This window comes from Methylobacter marinus A45, assembly GCF_000383855.1.
In the GTDB taxonomy this organism is placed as follows: domain Bacteria; phylum Pseudomonadota; class Gammaproteobacteria; order Methylococcales; family Methylomonadaceae; genus Methylobacter; species Methylobacter marinus.
The window spans coordinates 1,263,268-1,278,510 of sequence record NZ_KB912877.1; the positions used below are offsets into that span (position 1 = coordinate 1,263,268).

Consider the following 15,243-nt stretch of genomic DNA (forward strand, 5'->3'; position numbering starts at 1 on the left):
CATGCTTAAAATCGGTCTGACCGGCGGTATCGGTTGCGGCAAAACAACCGTCGCGCACCTGTTCGCCGAACACGGCAGTCCCATTATCGATGCCGATCAGATAGCGCACGAACTGGTCGGCAAGGGCCAGCCCGCGCTCGAGCAGATACGACACCAATTCGGCGCCGATATACTTCATCCGGATGGTTCACTGAACAGAGCCCGGCTCAGGGAAATCGTATTTTCCGATCCGGCCCAAAAACAAAAACTCGAAGCCATTCTTCACCCGCTGGTTTACCAATCCATACAAGCGGAACTTGAAAAACTGAATGCGCCCTACTGCATCATCGCCATACCCTTATTGTTCGAAACCAATATGGCCCATTTTGTCGACCGGGTACTGGTGGTCGATTGCCCGGTCGAAATACAGATAGCACGCGTTCAAAAACGCGACCATCTTACCCTCGAAAGAATCCAATCCATCCTGGACAGCCAAGTATCACGCGCCTATAGAAAATCGCATGCGGATGATCTTATCGACAATTCCGTATCTGATTACGGACTTGCAGAACAGGTCAAAAAACTGCACAATTTATACCTCTTATTAAGCGCCAGCTAGGATACACCTATTCGTGAATACCAATATTACCTATGAATTTCCACTCAATGAACGAATCCGGGTTTTCATACGGCTTGAACAGCTGTTCCAACAATTCAGTCATTTTCTGGTCGGACCGACAGTCGATGACAAACGTGCCGCACTTAACGTCCTGCTTGACATCATGATGATTTTCAGGCGCAACGACCTGAAATCGGAAATTCTGAAGGAACTGGACCGTCATGCCAAAGTATTGAACAAAGTCGCCAACAGCGATGGCGTAGATAAGGAGAAACTGACACAGCTGTTGCAACAAGTCACCCAGACCAGCAAGCGGCTTTATGCCGTCAGCGGCAAAATCGGCATTAACGTCATGGAAAGCGACTTGTTCCAAAGCATCGCTCAACGCAGCTCGATCCCCGGGGGCACCTGTTGTTTCGATCTGCCTGAATTCCATTACTGGCTGGAACAGGATGAACCCATACGTTTGAAAGACCTGGAGCAATGGAGCCGGCCGTTCATGGACATTTACACGGCCATCGACCTGATACTCGGCTTTATACGCAACAGCAACGCACCGACCCGGGAAGTTGCTGAAGCCGGCTTTTTTCAGTTATCGCTGGACAGAAGCCAGCCTTTCCAGTTGCTGAAAGTGAGCGTGGATAAATCCATCCCTTGTTTTGCGGAAATCAGCGGCGGCAAACACCGTTGCACCATTCGGTTCATGGCGCCGTCTTCCGATAACAAGCGCCCGACTCAAACGCCTGATGACATTCCTTTCTCCTTAACCTGCTGTCTGTTTTGATGCCAACATCCGACAAACCGCTTATCGTCAAATGTCCCACATGCAAACGCCCCGTGCCCTGGACGCCGGAGCAGAAATTCAGACCCTTCTGCTGCGAACGCTGCAAACTGATCGATCTGGGAGAATGGGCCATGGAAGAAAAAAAGATTCCTGGAGAACCCTTGTCCGAGGACGACGGCGATAACGATGATACATTCCGGCACTGATTAATCCAGAAATCCCCTGATCGCGGCAATCCCCTGCCCGCCAGCCTGCCGCGCCGTCATAAGACACGATAATGACATGCCGCCCAGGGCGTAAACAGGCAAATTCACTTCGGAGACCATCTCGCTGAATTGCCGCCAGCCGAGCGCCGGCGCCCCCGGATGCGTTTGAGTGGGCAACACGGGCGCCAAAACGGCAAAATCAATGCCGATGGCCTGCGCATGCCGCAGTTCCTGAAGACTATGGCAGGAAGCCGCAAGCCATTTGATGTGGGCAGGCCGTTTTTCCAGCGCCATTAAATGCCTGCCGGTCAAATGGACGCCGTCGACAGGGAGTTCATAGGCTCCCTCCACAGCCGAATTCATCAGTAACAGAGCGCCATGCCGCTTGCACAAAGGGTAAGCCTGATCGGTAAACGCCTGGACGGCAACAAAGGGTAAGGACTTCAGGCGCGCCTGTACCAGCTTGACGCCCCGGTTCAATATTTTTTGCAGATTGGCCAGCAACTTCGACTCATCGGCATCATCCAGAATCGCATAATACGCCGGCAACCGGGCCGCCATGATAATGGGGCCATTGGCTGCCGGAAACGCATAATTATCCAGTTCATCGGGAGCGACCCATTTAAACGGCTGGCCTTCGCAGCCTCTGGCGCGGCCCGAGAACTGCTCCACCAGAAAGACATGCAGCTGGACCGACAAATCAGGGTATTGATGTTCTAGGGAAATAAGCGGACAGGCGACCTCGACGGCAATATCGAGCTCCTCCTTGAGCTCGCGGCGTAACGCCTGTTCGACCGTTTCCATGGGCTCAATTTTGCCGCCCGGAAATTCCCACAGACCGCCTTGATGCAAGGACCGGTCCCGCAGCGAAATCAGAATCCGTCCTGCCGTGTCTTTTACCACGCCAACGGCAACCTGAAGAGGCTTCATATCAACCTATCGCTACTCGTCGAGTATAAAGACGCATGATCCCGCTCGTTAAGTTCTATATTCAGCATTGATCTTGACATAATCGTAGGAAAAATCGCAGGTCAGAATTTCCTGACTGGCTTCGCCGCGCCCCAGCGCCACCGTCACGGTGATTTCCTGCTGGTCCATGACCCATTGGCCGGCTTCCTCGGTATAGTCGTCAGCCCGCCCGCCGTTTCTGACGATACAGACCTGGTCCAGATAAATCTCCACCTTGTCCAGATCCATGTTTTCCACACCGGCCCGGCCCACGGCAGCCAGAATCCGCCCCCAGTTGGGATCGCTGGCGAAAAAAGCGGTCTTGACCAGCGGCGAATGCGCGATGGTCTTGCCGACGCGCACGGCTTCCTCATCAGTTGCCGCCTGTTTGACCACGATACGCATCAGCTTGGTGGCCCCTTCGCCGTCCCTGACGATGGCTTCGGCCAGTTGCTTGCAGACTTCCATGACGGCCTCGGCAAAAATCCGGTAATGATCGCTATCTTCCTCGATTTCCGGCGCCGCTGAACAACCACTGGCAATCAGGACGCAGGCATCGTTGGTCGAAGTGTCGCCGTCGACGGTGATACGGTTAAACGACTGCTCCACAGCCTGGACCAGACACTGCTGCAAAAGCGGCTGCCTTATCTTCGCATCCGTGGCCATAAAACCCAGCATCGTCGCCATGTTCGGCTGAATCATGCCGGCGCCTTTGGAAATGCCGTTGATCGTGACCGGCTGACCGGCAATCGTGCAGACCTTGGATACGCCTTTGGGAAATGTGTCGGTGGTCATGATTGCGCGTGCGGCCTTGTCCCAGTGCTTAGGCGAAAGATTGTGCACGGCGACCGGCAAGGCGGCTTTGATTTTATCGACTGGCAGGGACTGGCCGATGACCCCTGTTGAGAAAGGCAGCACCTGACCGGCAGCACCGCCCGCCGCCTCGGCCAGATCGGCGCAGGTCGCCAGGGCGTCGCGCATGCCCTGATCGCCGGTGCCGGCATTGGCATTGCCGGAATTGACCAGCAGCCAGCGCGGCGCATTATTCAGATGCGCTTTCGCCACATGCACGGGTGCGGCGCAGAAGGCATTTTGCGTGAATACCGCCGCGCAGCTTGTGTTTTCCGGCATCTGTATCACTAAAATATCATCGCGTTCGGTCTGTTTGATGCCCGCGCAGGCGGTGCCCAGCGCGATCCCTGCCACCTCACGCATATCCGGAAAATGGTGCCCCTGAGGGAGTACTGCCATGATTTAGTCCTTCTTAGGTTTTGAAAAAAACGAAAACTTGATCAATTTTTTTAATGTCCGCGCTCATCAGCGCGCACTGTTTTTTGATTTGCTCCAGACGCTGCGCCTGCTCGCAGATAGCAAAAGGCAAGATGACTTCAACTTCAATCTGTCCATCGAGATAATGGATCCTGAAATCCTCGATAGACGGCTTGATGTCGGCCAGATAGTGTTCCAACAGCCGTTGTACATCGCTGCGCAACAGTGGCCTGGACTGATCCTGCACCCCCTCGTCATCCTCGGGATCGACATGCACCAGCACATCCATGACATCATCGAAGCGCCTGACCAGATCATCCCTGACCGCATCACCGATCATGTGGCCTTCCGACACGGTTATGCGCGGATCGACGACGATATGGGCATCGATATAGGCGTCCTCGCCCATTTGCCGCGTGCGCAGCAGATGAATGCCCTCGACGCCGTCGACGCGGTGGATTGCCGCGCGGATTTCGGCGACCATTTCCGGCGGCAAGGAGGTATCGACCAGTTCCTTAATGCTCTCGAACACCAGATTCAAGCCGATCTTGGCCACCATCAGCGCGACCAGCACGGCGGCAATCGCATCGGCGAAAGGGTAACCCAGCAGCACGGCTGCTATGCCCCCGAGCACGACTACCGAAGACAGGGCGTCGCTACGCTGGTGCCAGGCATTGGCCAGCAATAGCTTCGAACGGGTCTTTTTGGCGATGCGCCTGGTGTAGTGATACAGCCATTCATTAATCAGAATGGAAATGGCCGCGACCCCCAAGGTAGTGGCATCCGGCACCAACAAGGTTTCCGGCGCCGCGATGCGCTCCAGCACATGCCAGACGATGGCGCCGGCGACGGCGATCAGGCCGATGCCCAGAATGACCGTCGCTATGGTCTCAAAACGGCGATGGCCGTAAGGATGCTCATGATCCGCCTCGCGGCTGCCCAGCTTGATGGCGATAATCACCAGCAGATCGCTCAGCAGATCCGACAGGGAATGAATGCCGTCGGCGATTAATGCGGCCGATTGGCCCAGGATGCCGAAACCGATTTTAATACCGGTCTGGATAATATTGACCAGCGCCCCGACATAGGTCGCCCGGGCTTTCAGCTTATCCGCAGTTGCCGCATCACAGACTTCAGCCATTAGCCGCCCACTTCCAGCACAATGACGTATTCGCCGTCATCGGCCTGGGTTTCCAGCACCTTGTGGCCATTGATGCGGCACCAGGCCGGAATGTCCTGCATGACGCCCGGATCGGTGCCGATCACCTCAAGCTGATCGCCGGCCTTGAGCTGCTTGACCTTGTCCTGCGTGCGGATGACCGGCAAGGGGCACAGCAGGCGCCGAGCATTTAACGTCTCTCTCGTCATATGAACCATGCCTCCGGAATCTGATCGGCGGGCAACGGCTTGACCTGAACCGTTCTTGTCGAGCCGTCCTTGTCCGTGATGCTGACATCGACGCGATCGGCCTCACGGCCCTGGCCGTAGCGCGCGGTAATGGCGGCCGCCAATTGCAAATCCTCGTCGGACGGCGAGCCGTCGATCAGCACCAATGGCCCGCTATGGCTCGTGCTGCTCATGGTCATGAATTCTTTTTTATAGCCCTGCAGAAAGCGGCCCTCGCCCTCTTCCCTGGCGACGATCATTTTGAAATTCGGCCTGGGCCGGATATGGCGGCCGACTTTCAGCAGCATTACATCGTCCAAGTCATAGGCTTTATTGTTGTCGCGGGCCTGCCATAAATCGACCAGTTTGGCCGAATAGCTGGCGTCGGTCAGAAAACAGCAACCGCCGGCCGGCTGCGCGTACTCGCTGAAGCCGTAGTGTTCGGCCAGCGCCATCTGCGGCTTGCGCGAGCGGCCGCTGAAATCATGCAGTTTTTCACGATCGACCCAGCCCTCGCGCTCCGGCAAGGTAGGCGGCAGATTCTTCGCGCACAGAGGCCGCAGCAGCAAGTCGTCGGCGCCGGACTCGCGCGCGACGATCGGCATGGTTTCCTTGCGCTGCGACATCGGCCGCTGGCCGATCACTTCGCCGGTAATGATGAAATCGAAGCCGTTCTCGGCGATCCACTGCTTGGCCTTGTTGACCATGAAAATCTTGCAGTCCAGGCACGGGTTCATGTTGGCGCCATAGCCGTGCTTCGGATTGATCAGCACATCTTTGTATTCCTCGATCACATCGATGATATGCAGCTTGATGCCCAGCTGTTCCGCAACCCATAATGAATTATTGCGCTTGGGCTTGGCCTTGTCCTTTGCCCGGATGGCATGCGTGTGGCCTTCCACGCAAAAACCGGTAAAGAAGTTGATGCCTTCAACCTGCACCCCCTGCTCCAGAATTGTCTTCGCCGCCAGCATTGAATCCAGTCCTCCGGAAATCAACGCTACCGCTTTTCTTTGTTGACTCATAACGCTCAAAAAATATTAAAAAATGGGCCTATTATACCCGTTTATTCGGCAATGCCACTTCAACTTCTGTAAGTCATCACCTAAACTTTAAGGTTTAATCATTATTCTCGGCATCGATTGCAATATGGAATTCAAAGACTACCTTAAAATTTTGGTCCACAAAGACGGCTCCGACCTTTACCTGACCGTGGATGCGCCGCCGGCCGCCAAATTCGAAGGCTCGCTGAAGCCTTTGGAAAACATCAAGCTGACCCGGGAACGTATCAAGGAAATCGCTTACAGCCTGATGGATGAAGAACAGCAAAAGGCGTTCGAACAGGTGCCCGAAATGAACCTGGCGCTTTCCGAACCCGGCATCGGCCGCTTTCGCGTCAATATTTTCAAGCAGCGCAACAGTCTGGCGCTGGTCATCCGCAACATCAAGGTTGATATTCCCAATGCCGATAAACTGGGATTGCCGCCCGTGCTGAAAAAATCCATCATGGAAAAGCGCGGCCTGATCCTGTTCGTCGGCGGCACAGGTTCCGGCAAGTCAACCTCGCTCGCGGCCCTGATCGATTACCGCAACAGCAACGCATCCGGTCATATCATTACCATCGAAGACCCTATCGAGTATATCCACCCGCATAAAAAATCGCTGGTCAACCAGCGCGAAGTCGGCGTCGACACGCTGAGCTATGAAGACGCGCTGAAAAACACGCTGAGGCAGGCCCCCGACGTCATTCTGATCGGCGAAATCCGCAGCCAGGAAACCATGGAACACGCGCTGGCTTTTGCCGAAACAGGCCATCTGTGCCTGTCCACGCTGCATGCCAATAACGCCAACCAGGCCCTGGACCGGATCATCAACTTCTTCCCCGAGGAGCGCCGCAATCAACTGCTGCTGGACTTGTCGCTGAACCTGAAGGCATTCGTCTCGCAACGCCTGGTGCCTACCGTCGACGGCAAGCGCACGGCCGCCATTGAAATCCTGCTGGGTACGCAACTGGTCCGCGACCTGATCCAGAAGGGCGATATCCATTCCATCAAAGAGGCCATGGAAAAATCGGAAAACGTCGGCATGCAGACCTTCGACAGCCATCTGTTGAGGCTATTCAAGGAGGGCACGATCTCGCTTGAAGAAGCGCTGAGCAACTCCGACTCGCCCAACAACCTCAAGCTGAAAATCAACCTGAGCGAAGGGCTCGGTTCGGTTTCGCCCGCCAAATCGCCGGACGCGGCTAGCAGTCTGGCGGGCTTTGCGCTGGAGGCTATCGAGAAGGAAGAAGACGAGGAACAGGAATCGGCGGAATAATTTCCCCTGATACGGATTGAGACAGGCACGCCTGCACTTGATGTGATCACGGCTCAGCAATAAGGACCTACTCCACCGGCATTTTTAAGCTATAATTGACGCCTTTTTATTGCCCAACAGGTTTTGCTGCCGTGTCGAGTATAAATAACGATGTATCCACATTTCAGGGACTTATCCTGGCCTTACAGAAATACTGGTCGAGTCAGGGCTGTATTTTATTGCAGCCCTTGGATCAGGAAGTCGGGGCAGGCACCTTTCATCCAGCCACATTCCTGCGCGCCATAGGCCCCGAACCTTGGAACACAGCCTATGTCCAGCCCTCGCGCCGGCCGACGGACGGCCGTTTCGGCGAAAACCCAAACCGTCTGCAGCATTACTACCAGTTTCAGGTAGCGTTAAAACCGTCACCGGATAACATTCAGGAACTGTACCTGAATTCGCTGCGGCATCTGGGGCTGGATCTGCTCGAACACGACATCCGTTTCGTCGAAGACAACTGGGAATCGCCCACACTGGGCGCCTGGGGACTGGGCTGGGAAGTCTGGCTGAACGGCATGGAAGTCACGCAGTTCACCTACTTCCAGCAGGTCGGCGGCCTCGAATGCAAGCCGGTCACAGGCGAAATCACTTACGGCCTGGAGCGTATCGCCATGTATCTGCAGGGCGTGGAAAGCGTTTATGACCTGATCTGGACCCAAGGCCCGTTCGGCACGGTCACCTACGGTGACGTGTTCCATCAGAATGAAGTGGAAATGTCGGCCTACAATTTCGAGCAGGCCAACGTCGAGTTCATGTTCCACTGCTTCGACACCTACGAGCAGGAATGCCGCAAGCTGATAGAACTTGACCTGCCGCTGCCGGCTTATGAAATGGTGCTGAAAGCCTCGCATGCCTTCAACCTGCTGGATGCGCGCCACGCCATTTCGGTCACGGAACGCCAACGCTACATCTTAAGAGTCAGAAACATGTCCAAATCCGTAGCCGAAGCCTATTACCAACGCCGGGAATCGCTGGGCTTCCCGATGCTGACAGGACAAGGAGCATAACCATGGCGACAAGCAAACATTTACTGTTCGAACTGGGCTCGGAAGAACTGCCCCCGACCACCCTGCTGAAAATGGCGACCGCCCTGCTCAACAACATCACGCAGGGGCTGAAAGACGCCGAACTGAATTTCAGCGGCAGCCGCTTCTATGCGACGCCGCGGCGCCTGGCCGTACTGATTGAAAACCTGGCCACGGCGCAGCCTGACAAGACGGTCGAGAAACGCGGCCCTGCCGTACAGGCGGCCTTTGCGCCGGACGGCACGCCCAGCAAGGCGGCCCAGGGTTTTGCCGCCAGCTGCGGCACGACTTTCGACAAGCTGGAACGGTTGAAAACCGACAAGGGCGAATGGCTGGCCTTCACCCAGCACATCCAGGGCCAGATCACCGAAAACCTGATCCCGGACATCATCCGGCACAGCATTGCCGGGCTCCCGATCGCCAAACGCATGCGCTGGGGCAGCAGCACGACCGAGTTTGTCAGGCCCGTGCATTGGGCCGTCCTGTTATATGGCGATGCCGTCATCGATACCGAGATCTTGGGGCTGAAAACCGGCGCCGCCACGCACGGCCACCGCTTCCATGCGCCGCAACCATTGACTATCGACAAGCCTGAGAACTATGCCCAAATCCTGCTCGAGCAAGGCAAGGTCATTGTCGACTTCGAGCAGCGCAAAACCATGATCAGAAAGACTGCCGAACAGGCGGCCGCCGCCGTTCACGGCACTGCGCACATCGAAGAAGACCTGCTCGAAGAGATCGCCGCTTTAAACGAGTGGCCGGTTCCGATCACCGGCAATTTCGATCCACGGTTTCTGGCACTGCCGGCTGAAGTGCTGATCACGACCATGCAGACCAACCAGAAATATTTCCCGGTCAAAAACGCCAAAGGGGGATTGCTGCCGCATTTCATCACCTTCAGTAACATCGAAAGCAGCAATCCGCTATCGATACAGCACGGCAACGAGCGTGTCGTGACGCCGCGTTTGTCCGACGCCGAGTTTTTCTGGAAACAGGATAGAAAAAAAACCCTGGAAGAGCGTTTATTAAACCTGTCCAGCATCGTCTTCCAGGAAAAACTGGGCACGTTGGCCGACAAAACCGAACGCGTCGTCACGATCGCCGAGTATATTGCCGACAACCTCAATGAGAATACCGAACTGGCCAAACGCGCGGCATTACTGGCCAAGACCGACCTGATGACCGAAATGGTCGGCGAATTCGGCAACCTGCAAGGTATCATGGGCCGCTATTATGCACTGGCCGACCATGAACCGGCCGAGGTCGCCTGGGCGCTTGAGGAACAATACTTTCCGAAACAATCCGGCAGCCCGACGCCGGCCAGCAAGACCGGCCAGATTCTGGCCATCGCGGAAAAAATCGACACGCTGACCGGCATATTCAGCGCGGGGTTGATTCCGACCGGCGACAAAGACCCTTACGCTCTGCGCAGAGCGGCACTGGGCACGCTGCGCATCATTATCGAGAACCGGCTGAATCTGAATATCAAGGAATTGATCGCGTTCTCGCTGACGCAGTTCACGCACGAATTCGAGCACGATGAAGTTTATAAACTGATCGTCGATTTCGTCTTCGACCGCCTGAAAGGCTACTGCCTCGATCAGGGCTATAGTGCCGATGAATTTGACGCCGTTATATCGGTGACGCCCGCGGAACCGCTGGACTTTATCCAGCGCCTGCAGGCCGTTAAAGCATTCCGGCAACTGCCGGAAGCCGAAAGCCTGGCCGCGGCCAACAAACGTATCCGCAATATCCTGAAAAAATCGGATACCGAAGCGGCCGGCAGCGTCGGCGAATTGAGGGATCCGCAAGAAAAACAGCTGTTAGCTGCTGCCTTGCAATCGGCCCGGGATATCCAGCCTTTACTGGCGGATCGCGACTATCAGGCCGCGCTGAACCGTCTGGCCCAGCTCAGAAATGATGTGGATGCCTTTTTCGATCACGTCATGGTCATGACCGATGACCTGGACCTGCGCGCCAACCGCTTGGCCCTGCTGACGCTGGTGTCCGAACAATTTTTGACCTGTGCCGACATATCCAGATTGCAATCGTAAACATCAGGCATGGATCGATACGTTCTGCTGGACCGTGACGGTGTCATTAATCACGATTCGGACGACTATGTAAAGTCGCCGGAAGAATGGCGTCCGATCGAGGGCAGCCTTGAAGCCATTGCCCTGCTCAACCGGCACGGTTATAAGGTCGTCGTCATCACAAACCAATCAGGACTTCAGCGCGGCTTGTTCGATCAGGCCACGCTGGACCGTATCCACGCCAAAATGCATAGACTGGCCGCTGATAAAGGCGGCAAAATCGACAGCCTTTATTTCTGCCCGCACGGCCCTGCTGACGGTTGCGCCTGCCGCAAACCCAAGCCGGGCCTGCTGGAATTATTTGCCGCCGACAAACAAGTCAACCTGCAAGGCATACCTTTTATCGGCGATGCGCTACGCGACATCCAAACCGCTCAGGCTGTCGGCGCCAGCCCGATACTGGTCAAGACCGGCAAGGGTAAAAAAACCCTGACGGATAATCCCGATCTCAACATTCCTGTTTTTGAAAATCTCTATGACGCAGCAAAGTACCTCGTATCCAGGCAGTAAAATCCGGCTTTATCTCGGTTCGGCCCTGTTGTTTATCTGTATTTTCACGACCGCTACTCTCGTGGCCCTGCTGATTTTTTTATGCATACTGGGACCTTTTTCCTTACGCTATAAAGTCGCCACCGCCTGGTGCTCGCTTGTAGTCTGGATGACGAAGTTCTTCTGCGGCCTCGGCTATGAGGTTGAGGGACTGGAGCATATCAAGGAGTTGGATGCAGCCATTGTATTGAGCAAGCATCAGTCGGCCTGGGAAACGCTGGCGTTACGGCATATCCTGCCACCCCAAACCACCCTGCTAAAGCGCTCGTTGCTTTGGATGCCGCTGTGGGGCTGGGCCCTGGCGACACTGAGACCGATAGCCATAGATCGCGAAAACCAACGTGCTGCCTTGCGGAAATTATTAGACGAAGGCACTGCTTGCCTGCATGACGGCTTGTGGGTGGTGACTTTTCCGGAAGGCACGCGCACGGCGCCCGGCGAAGAAAAGAAATTCGGCGCCGGCGGTGCCATGCTGGCGCAAAAATCCGGCTATCCTGTCATACCGATTGCGCTTAATGCCGGGGAATTTTGGCCTCGCTACAGTTTTTTAAAATATCCGGGAACGATCAAGGTAAGGATTGGCCCGGTCATTGAGAGCCAGGGGCGCAAAGCCGCTGACATCAACGCCGAAGCCGAAGACTGGATCAGGCAGGCCATGAAGGACATCAGCTCTCGTTAGGAAACGGACTTGCACTTCATTTTATACAATCATAAAACGCAGAGTAGGCAATATGCGTATAATGACGGCCTTGCTATTTCAATTTAAGACAGAATAACGGTAACACTTCCATGAAAAAACTACTGCTGATTTCCTTTTCCGCATTGTTTCTTTCAGCTTGTGCTGACAAAAATCAATATGAACAAGCTGTATTGGAACAAATGAAGAAAGAAAAAGATATCCAGGACTATAACATTGAGCCCCAGCACATGGCCGACTGTGTGGTTGATTTGACATCAAAAAACATGCCCGGCATTTTCCCTGGCGACCCCAACCGCATGACCGCTTACCGTAACTATACCAAGATGCTGAAGTTGAAGGATTCTGAAGATCCCAGGAAAACACTGGAAGAATTGCGCAACGATTTCGGCTCGGCCAAGGCGCTTGCCGACGCACATAGCAACTATACCGAAAGCATGATGAACTGCATCTCCGCCGTCATCATGGAGTCCGAGGAAGAAGCGGCCGCGGAAGAACCGAAGCCAGCGGAGGCGGAGCCGCCTAAAAACTAACAGTCGCCTCAAGGATGGAGGCGATCAAAAATGCCGCATCAAGCCAACGGATTGCGCGGATAGTAATCATAAAAACAGGCTGTAAATTGAATCGGGGCAATGGCATTGCCCCCCGACTACTGTTGCAAAAATACGGCGTTGCACGATCCGGTTTCTTTGTGCAACAGATCGCGTTACTTCACGGTGAGTGCTGCGCTTGCCGCAGAAGACCGGTTCCCCGGCCTATCCATCCGCTACCGGCGAGACCATCAACTTATCGCCGCCATCACATGCACGCCCCTGTTATCGAACTTGCCGGACACACCATTGATCAACACCGGATGCGCCTCGGCAATCCGCACCGTCAACTGCGACAAGCATTCTGGTTGTCGCCAAACCTGATGTCAGCCACCTGAGCCTTGTGGCTGATGGCAGCGGAAACCGGTATACCTATATGATCTGAACGTTCTTTATGCATAACCGGTTAGGTACGGCTTAAAACCGCTTCCATGAATGTATCGAATCATCATCGAGCGCTGGGTTGCACAGCCTGATTCAGAGTCCGCTTGAATCAGACTGCGCAAAACACCGACAGATCGAGAGCGCACCGGTCGGGCGATGAGCGCTATTCGGCTCGCTTTCCTGTGCCGGGGCCGGGTTATTCGCTAATGCCGCCGCAGGTTAAATGCGCAGGCTCTAGTAATTTTTCCAGCTCATCCCGGCCCAGTTCAGTCATTTCAGCGGCAACGTCGATAATTGGCCGGCCCTGTTTATAAGCGGCTTTGGCGACTTCGGCGGCTTTTGAATAACCGATGATCGGATTCAACGCCGTCACCAGGATCGGATTTTTTGCCAGAGCCTGCTGCAGATTGTCTTCCCGGACAGTGAAACCGGCAATCGCCTTATCGGCCAACACGCGGCTGACGTTGCCGAGCAGTTCTATGCTTTGCAGAATGTTGTAGGCGATCACAGGCAGCATCACGTTCAGCTGGAAATTGCCGGATTGGCCCGCGATGGTGATCGTCGTATCGTTGCCGATCACTTGGGCCGCCACCATGGCCGTCGCCTCGGGAATAACGGGATTGACTTTGCCGGGCATAATGCTGCTGCCAGGCTGTAGCGCCGGCAGTTCTATCTCTCCCAGGCCCGCCAGCGGGCCACTGTTCATCCAGCGCAAATCATTGGCGATCTTCATCAGGCTGACCGCTATGACTTTCATCTGGCCTGATAATTCCACCATGGCGTCCTGCGCGCTCAGACTTTCGAAAAACGATGCGTTCGGCTCGAACGGCAGCCCGGTTTCTTCGCTGAGCGCCTGCGCGAATTTCGCCGCAAACCCGGGATGCGCGTTGATGCCGGTACCGACCGCCGTGCCGCCCTGAGCCAGCTTATAGACCCGGGGCAGCGCGGCATTGATGCGGTCGATGCCGTTGCGGATCTGTAGCGCCCAGCCGCCGAGTTCCTGACTCAGGCGCACAGGCATTGCATCCATCAAATGCGTGCGCCCGGTTTTGGTAATGTGGTCGAGAGCAGCGGCTTTGTCTTCCAGGGCCTGGGCCAGATGCGCCAACCCCGGCAGCAATACTTTCTGGCATTCGAGCGCGGCGCTGACATGAATAGCGGTCGGGATCACGTCGTTGCTGCTCTGCCCCATGTTGACATGATCATTCGGATTGACCGGCTGACCAGCGATCCGGCCGGCCAAATTAGCCAGCACTTCATTGACGTTCATGTTGGTGCTGGTGCCGGAGCCGGTTTGAAACACGTCAATAGGAAAATGCCGCAGATGATCGCCGTCGATGACTTGCTGGGCCGCCTGCACGATCGCCTGGCCGATAGCGGTGTCAAGTTCCCCCAGTTCCAAGTTGACCCTGGCGGCATTTTGCTTGATCAACGCCACGGTCTTGATGAAAGCCGGCGGCATGGTCAAGCCGCTGACCGGGAAGTTATTGACCGCGCGCTGCGTCTGCGCGGCATACAAGGCATCCGCCGGCACTTCCAGTTCGCCCATGCTGTCTTTTTCTATTCTAAAGTGTTCAGTCATTGCTTAATCCGCTAATAAATTCGTTAACATCGTTGCGATCAAACGGCCACCCCAGATCTTGTTGAGTGGCCGGATGATATAAAACAGGAATCCGTACCGCGTAATCGGTCTGCCATTGCGTCTGCTCGGCTATATCCACCGTTTCGATGACCAGCTGGGCGACATCTTGCGCTCGACATGTTTCAATAATCGCTTCCGCCTCTTCACACAGATGACAACCCGGCGTACCCAGCAGCAGTAGTTTTACCATCAGTGCTTGGTCAATTTGTCAAGATAGCCCATGAGTAAGGCGGATACCACGAAGGTGATATGAACCAGCGCATACCACATGATTTTACTATTATCGGTCGCTTGTATATTCATAAAAACCTTCAATAAATGGATCGAGGATATGGCGACTATCGATGAGGCAACCTTCATTTTCAGGGAGTTATAATCGTGCGTGCCCAGCCAGTCGAGTTTCTCGGTCTCCTCGCTCAGATCCATGCGCGAAACAAAGTTTTCATAGCCGCTGAACATAACGATAACGATCAGGCTGGCGACCAGTGTCAAGTCAATCAATGTCAGCAATTTGAGGATTAAATCCGACTCGTCAACTTCTAGAATATGCGGAATGAAATGATAAAATTCCTGAAAGAATTTGATCGAAAGCGCCAACAACGCCAGGCTCATGCCTACGTAAATCGGTGCTAATATCCAGCGACTGGCATACATGAGCCTTTCCAATGATCGCTCGATTTTCTGTTTTATTGTCATGCGTGTTTTATTCCTGGT

General features: G+C 54.9%; 17 protein-coding genes. 9 read left to right on the top strand and 8 right to left on the bottom strand.

The genetic code is table 11. From position 1 onward, the window contains the following. The first annotated feature begins 1 nt into the window (after window position 1). From coaE to yacG, 3 genes are read left to right on the top strand one after another with little or no spacing between them, the layout of a single operon-like run. Window positions 2-598, top strand: a complete 597-nt coding sequence (gene coaE / locus METMA_RS0105715; RefSeq protein ID WP_020158113.1) for a dephospho-CoA kinase — start codon at window positions 2-4, stop codon at window positions 596-598. A 13-nt stretch (window positions 599-611) separates the two neighbouring features. Continuing rightward, window positions 612-1,382 carry a cell division protein ZapD gene (gene zapD / locus METMA_RS0105720; RefSeq protein WP_020158114.1) on the top strand — a complete coding sequence of 257 codons (771 nt, stop codon included), beginning with the start codon at window positions 612-614 and terminating at the stop codon, window positions 1,380-1,382. Continuing rightward, the gene (yacG, locus tag METMA_RS0105725; protein ID WP_020158115.1) at window positions 1,382-1,588 is read left to right on the top strand and encodes a DNA gyrase inhibitor YacG; all 207 of its coding nucleotides are present in this window, start codon (window positions 1,382-1,384) and stop codon (window positions 1,586-1,588) included. Before zapD ends, yacG begins: the two co-directional genes overlap by 1 nt. Here the strand turns inward: yacG and METMA_RS0105730 are convergent, their stop codons facing one another. The 5 genes from METMA_RS0105730 to METMA_RS0105750 are packed head-to-tail and all read right to left on the bottom strand — an operon-like array spanning window position 1,589 to window position 6,216. Then, window positions 1,589-2,518 carry a Nudix family hydrolase gene (locus METMA_RS0105730; protein ID WP_020158116.1) on the bottom strand — a complete coding sequence of 310 codons (930 nt, stop codon included), beginning with the start codon at window positions 2,516-2,518 and terminating at the stop codon, window positions 1,589-1,591. It lies immediately after the preceding gene. A gap of 48 nt (window positions 2,519-2,566) precedes the next feature. Continuing rightward, the gene (gene argJ / locus METMA_RS0105735) at window positions 2,567-3,787 is read right to left on the bottom strand and encodes a bifunctional glutamate N-acetyltransferase/amino-acid acetyltransferase ArgJ (RefSeq protein ID WP_027147069.1); all 1,221 of its coding nucleotides are present in this window, start codon (window positions 3,785-3,787) and stop codon (window positions 2,567-2,569) included. 13 nt (window positions 3,788-3,800) lie between these two features. Beyond that, entirely contained in the window at window positions 3,801-4,946 is a 1,146-nt protein-coding gene (locus METMA_RS0105740; protein WP_020158118.1) for a cation diffusion facilitator family transporter, read from the bottom strand. After that, a complete protein-coding gene (locus METMA_RS0105745; protein WP_020158119.1) occupies window positions 4,946-5,173 on the bottom strand; it encodes a sulfurtransferase TusA family protein in 228 nt (75 codons plus the stop codon). The genes METMA_RS0105740 and METMA_RS0105745 overlap by 1 nt, the downstream gene beginning before the upstream one ends. Next, window positions 5,170-6,216, bottom strand: coding sequence for a tRNA (5-methylaminomethyl-2-thiouridylate)-methyltransferase (locus METMA_RS0105750; RefSeq protein ID WP_027147070.1), 1,047 nt, complete (start codon window positions 6,214-6,216; stop codon window positions 5,170-5,172). The genes METMA_RS0105745 and METMA_RS0105750 overlap by 4 nt, the downstream gene beginning before the upstream one ends. 124 nt (window positions 6,217-6,340) lie before the next feature. Between METMA_RS0105750 and METMA_RS0105755 the strand changes: the two genes are divergently transcribed. The 6 genes from METMA_RS0105755 to METMA_RS24050 all read left to right on the top strand — a co-directional run bounded on the left by METMA_RS0105755 (window position 6,341) and on the right by METMA_RS24050 (window position 12,446). Continuing rightward, the gene (locus METMA_RS0105755) at window positions 6,341-7,510 is read left to right on the top strand and encodes a PilT/PilU family type 4a pilus ATPase (protein ID WP_020158121.1); all 1,170 of its coding nucleotides are present in this window, start codon (window positions 6,341-6,343) and stop codon (window positions 7,508-7,510) included. A gap of 131 nt (window positions 7,511-7,641) precedes the next feature. Further along, complete coding sequence (glyQ, locus tag METMA_RS0105760) at window positions 7,642-8,556, top strand: glycine--tRNA ligase subunit alpha (RefSeq protein ID WP_020158122.1); 915 nt, start codon at window positions 7,642-7,644, stop codon at window positions 8,554-8,556. A 2-nt stretch (window positions 8,557-8,558) separates the two neighbouring features. Beyond that, window positions 8,559-10,628: a glycine--tRNA ligase subunit beta gene (glyS, locus tag METMA_RS0105765; RefSeq protein ID WP_020158123.1), complete on the top strand. Its 2,070-nt coding sequence runs from the start codon at window positions 8,559-8,561 to the stop codon at window positions 10,626-10,628. Between the two features lie 9 nt (window positions 10,629-10,637). Beyond that, window positions 10,638-11,177, top strand: coding sequence for a D-glycero-beta-D-manno-heptose 1,7-bisphosphate 7-phosphatase (gene gmhB / locus METMA_RS0105770; RefSeq protein WP_020158124.1), 540 nt, complete (start codon window positions 10,638-10,640; stop codon window positions 11,175-11,177). Then, on the top strand, window positions 11,143-11,895 hold the full coding sequence (locus tag METMA_RS0105775; protein ID WP_027147071.1) for a lysophospholipid acyltransferase family protein: 753 nt from the start codon (window positions 11,143-11,145) through the stop codon (window positions 11,893-11,895). The genes gmhB and METMA_RS0105775 overlap by 35 nt, the downstream gene beginning before the upstream one ends. 110 nt (window positions 11,896-12,005) lie before the next feature. Further along, entirely contained in the window at window positions 12,006-12,446 is a 441-nt protein-coding gene (locus METMA_RS24050; RefSeq protein WP_020158126.1) for a hypothetical protein, read from the top strand. 637 nt (window positions 12,447-13,083) lie between these two features. Here the strand turns inward: METMA_RS24050 and METMA_RS0105790 are convergent. The 3 genes from METMA_RS0105790 to METMA_RS0105800 are packed head-to-tail and all read right to left on the bottom strand — an operon-like array spanning window position 13,084 to window position 15,225. Beyond that, window positions 13,084-14,469, bottom strand: coding sequence for a class II fumarate hydratase (locus METMA_RS0105790; protein WP_020158128.1), 1,386 nt, complete (start codon window positions 14,467-14,469; stop codon window positions 13,084-13,086). After that, entirely contained in the window at window positions 14,462-14,719 is a 258-nt protein-coding gene (locus tag METMA_RS0105795) for a glutaredoxin family protein (RefSeq protein ID WP_020158129.1), read from the bottom strand. The genes METMA_RS0105790 and METMA_RS0105795 overlap by 8 nt, the downstream gene beginning before the upstream one ends. Continuing rightward, window positions 14,719-15,225, bottom strand: a complete 507-nt coding sequence (locus METMA_RS0105800; protein ID WP_020158130.1) for a TIGR00645 family protein — start codon at window positions 15,223-15,225, stop codon at window positions 14,719-14,721. The genes METMA_RS0105795 and METMA_RS0105800 overlap by 1 nt, the downstream gene beginning before the upstream one ends. Window positions 15,226-15,243 lie beyond the last annotated feature (18 nt).

Excerpts from the sequence above, each read along its gene's own strand:
- gmhB (WP_020158124.1), top strand. The coding sequence starts at position 10,638 with ATGGATCGATACGTTCTGCTGGACCGTGACGGTGTCATTAATCACGAT.
- METMA_RS0105730 (WP_020158116.1), bottom strand. The coding sequence starts at position 2,518 with ATGAAGCCTCTTCAGGTTGCCGTTGGCGTGGTAAAAGACACGGCAGGA.
- argJ (WP_027147069.1), bottom strand. The coding sequence starts at position 3,787 with ATGGCAGTACTCCCTCAGGGGCACCATTTTCCGGATATGCGTGAGGTG.
- METMA_RS0105775 (WP_027147071.1), top strand. The coding sequence starts at position 11,143 with ATGACGCAGCAAAGTACCTCGTATCCAGGCAGTAAAATCCGGCTTTAT.
- METMA_RS0105795 (WP_020158129.1), bottom strand. The coding sequence starts at position 14,719 with ATGGTAAAACTACTGCTGCTGGGTACGCCGGGTTGTCATCTGTGTGAA.
- METMA_RS24050 (WP_020158126.1), top strand. The coding sequence starts at position 12,006 with ATGAAAAAACTACTGCTGATTTCCTTTTCCGCATTGTTTCTTTCAGCT.
- METMA_RS0105740 (WP_020158118.1), bottom strand. The coding sequence starts at position 4,946 with ATGGCTGAAGTCTGTGATGCGGCAACTGCGGATAAGCTGAAAGCCCGG.
- METMA_RS0105790 (WP_020158128.1), bottom strand. The coding sequence starts at position 14,469 with ATGACTGAACACTTTAGAATAGAAAAAGACAGCATGGGCGAACTGGAA.
- METMA_RS0105755 (WP_020158121.1), top strand. The coding sequence starts at position 6,341 with ATGGAATTCAAAGACTACCTTAAAATTTTGGTCCACAAAGACGGCTCC.
- METMA_RS0105750 (WP_027147070.1), bottom strand. The coding sequence starts at position 6,216 with ATGAGTCAACAAAGAAAAGCGGTAGCGTTGATTTCCGGAGGACTGGAT.
- METMA_RS0105800 (WP_020158130.1), bottom strand. The coding sequence starts at position 15,225 with ATGACAATAAAACAGAAAATCGAGCGATCATTGGAAAGGCTCATGTAT.
- coaE (WP_020158113.1), top strand. The coding sequence starts at position 2 with ATGCTTAAAATCGGTCTGACCGGCGGTATCGGTTGCGGCAAAACAACC.
- yacG (WP_020158115.1), top strand. The coding sequence starts at position 1,382 with ATGCCAACATCCGACAAACCGCTTATCGTCAAATGTCCCACATGCAAA.
- glyS (WP_020158123.1), top strand. The coding sequence starts at position 8,559 with ATGGCGACAAGCAAACATTTACTGTTCGAACTGGGCTCGGAAGAACTG.
- METMA_RS0105745 (WP_020158119.1), bottom strand. The coding sequence starts at position 5,173 with ATGACGAGAGAGACGTTAAATGCTCGGCGCCTGCTGTGCCCCTTGCCG.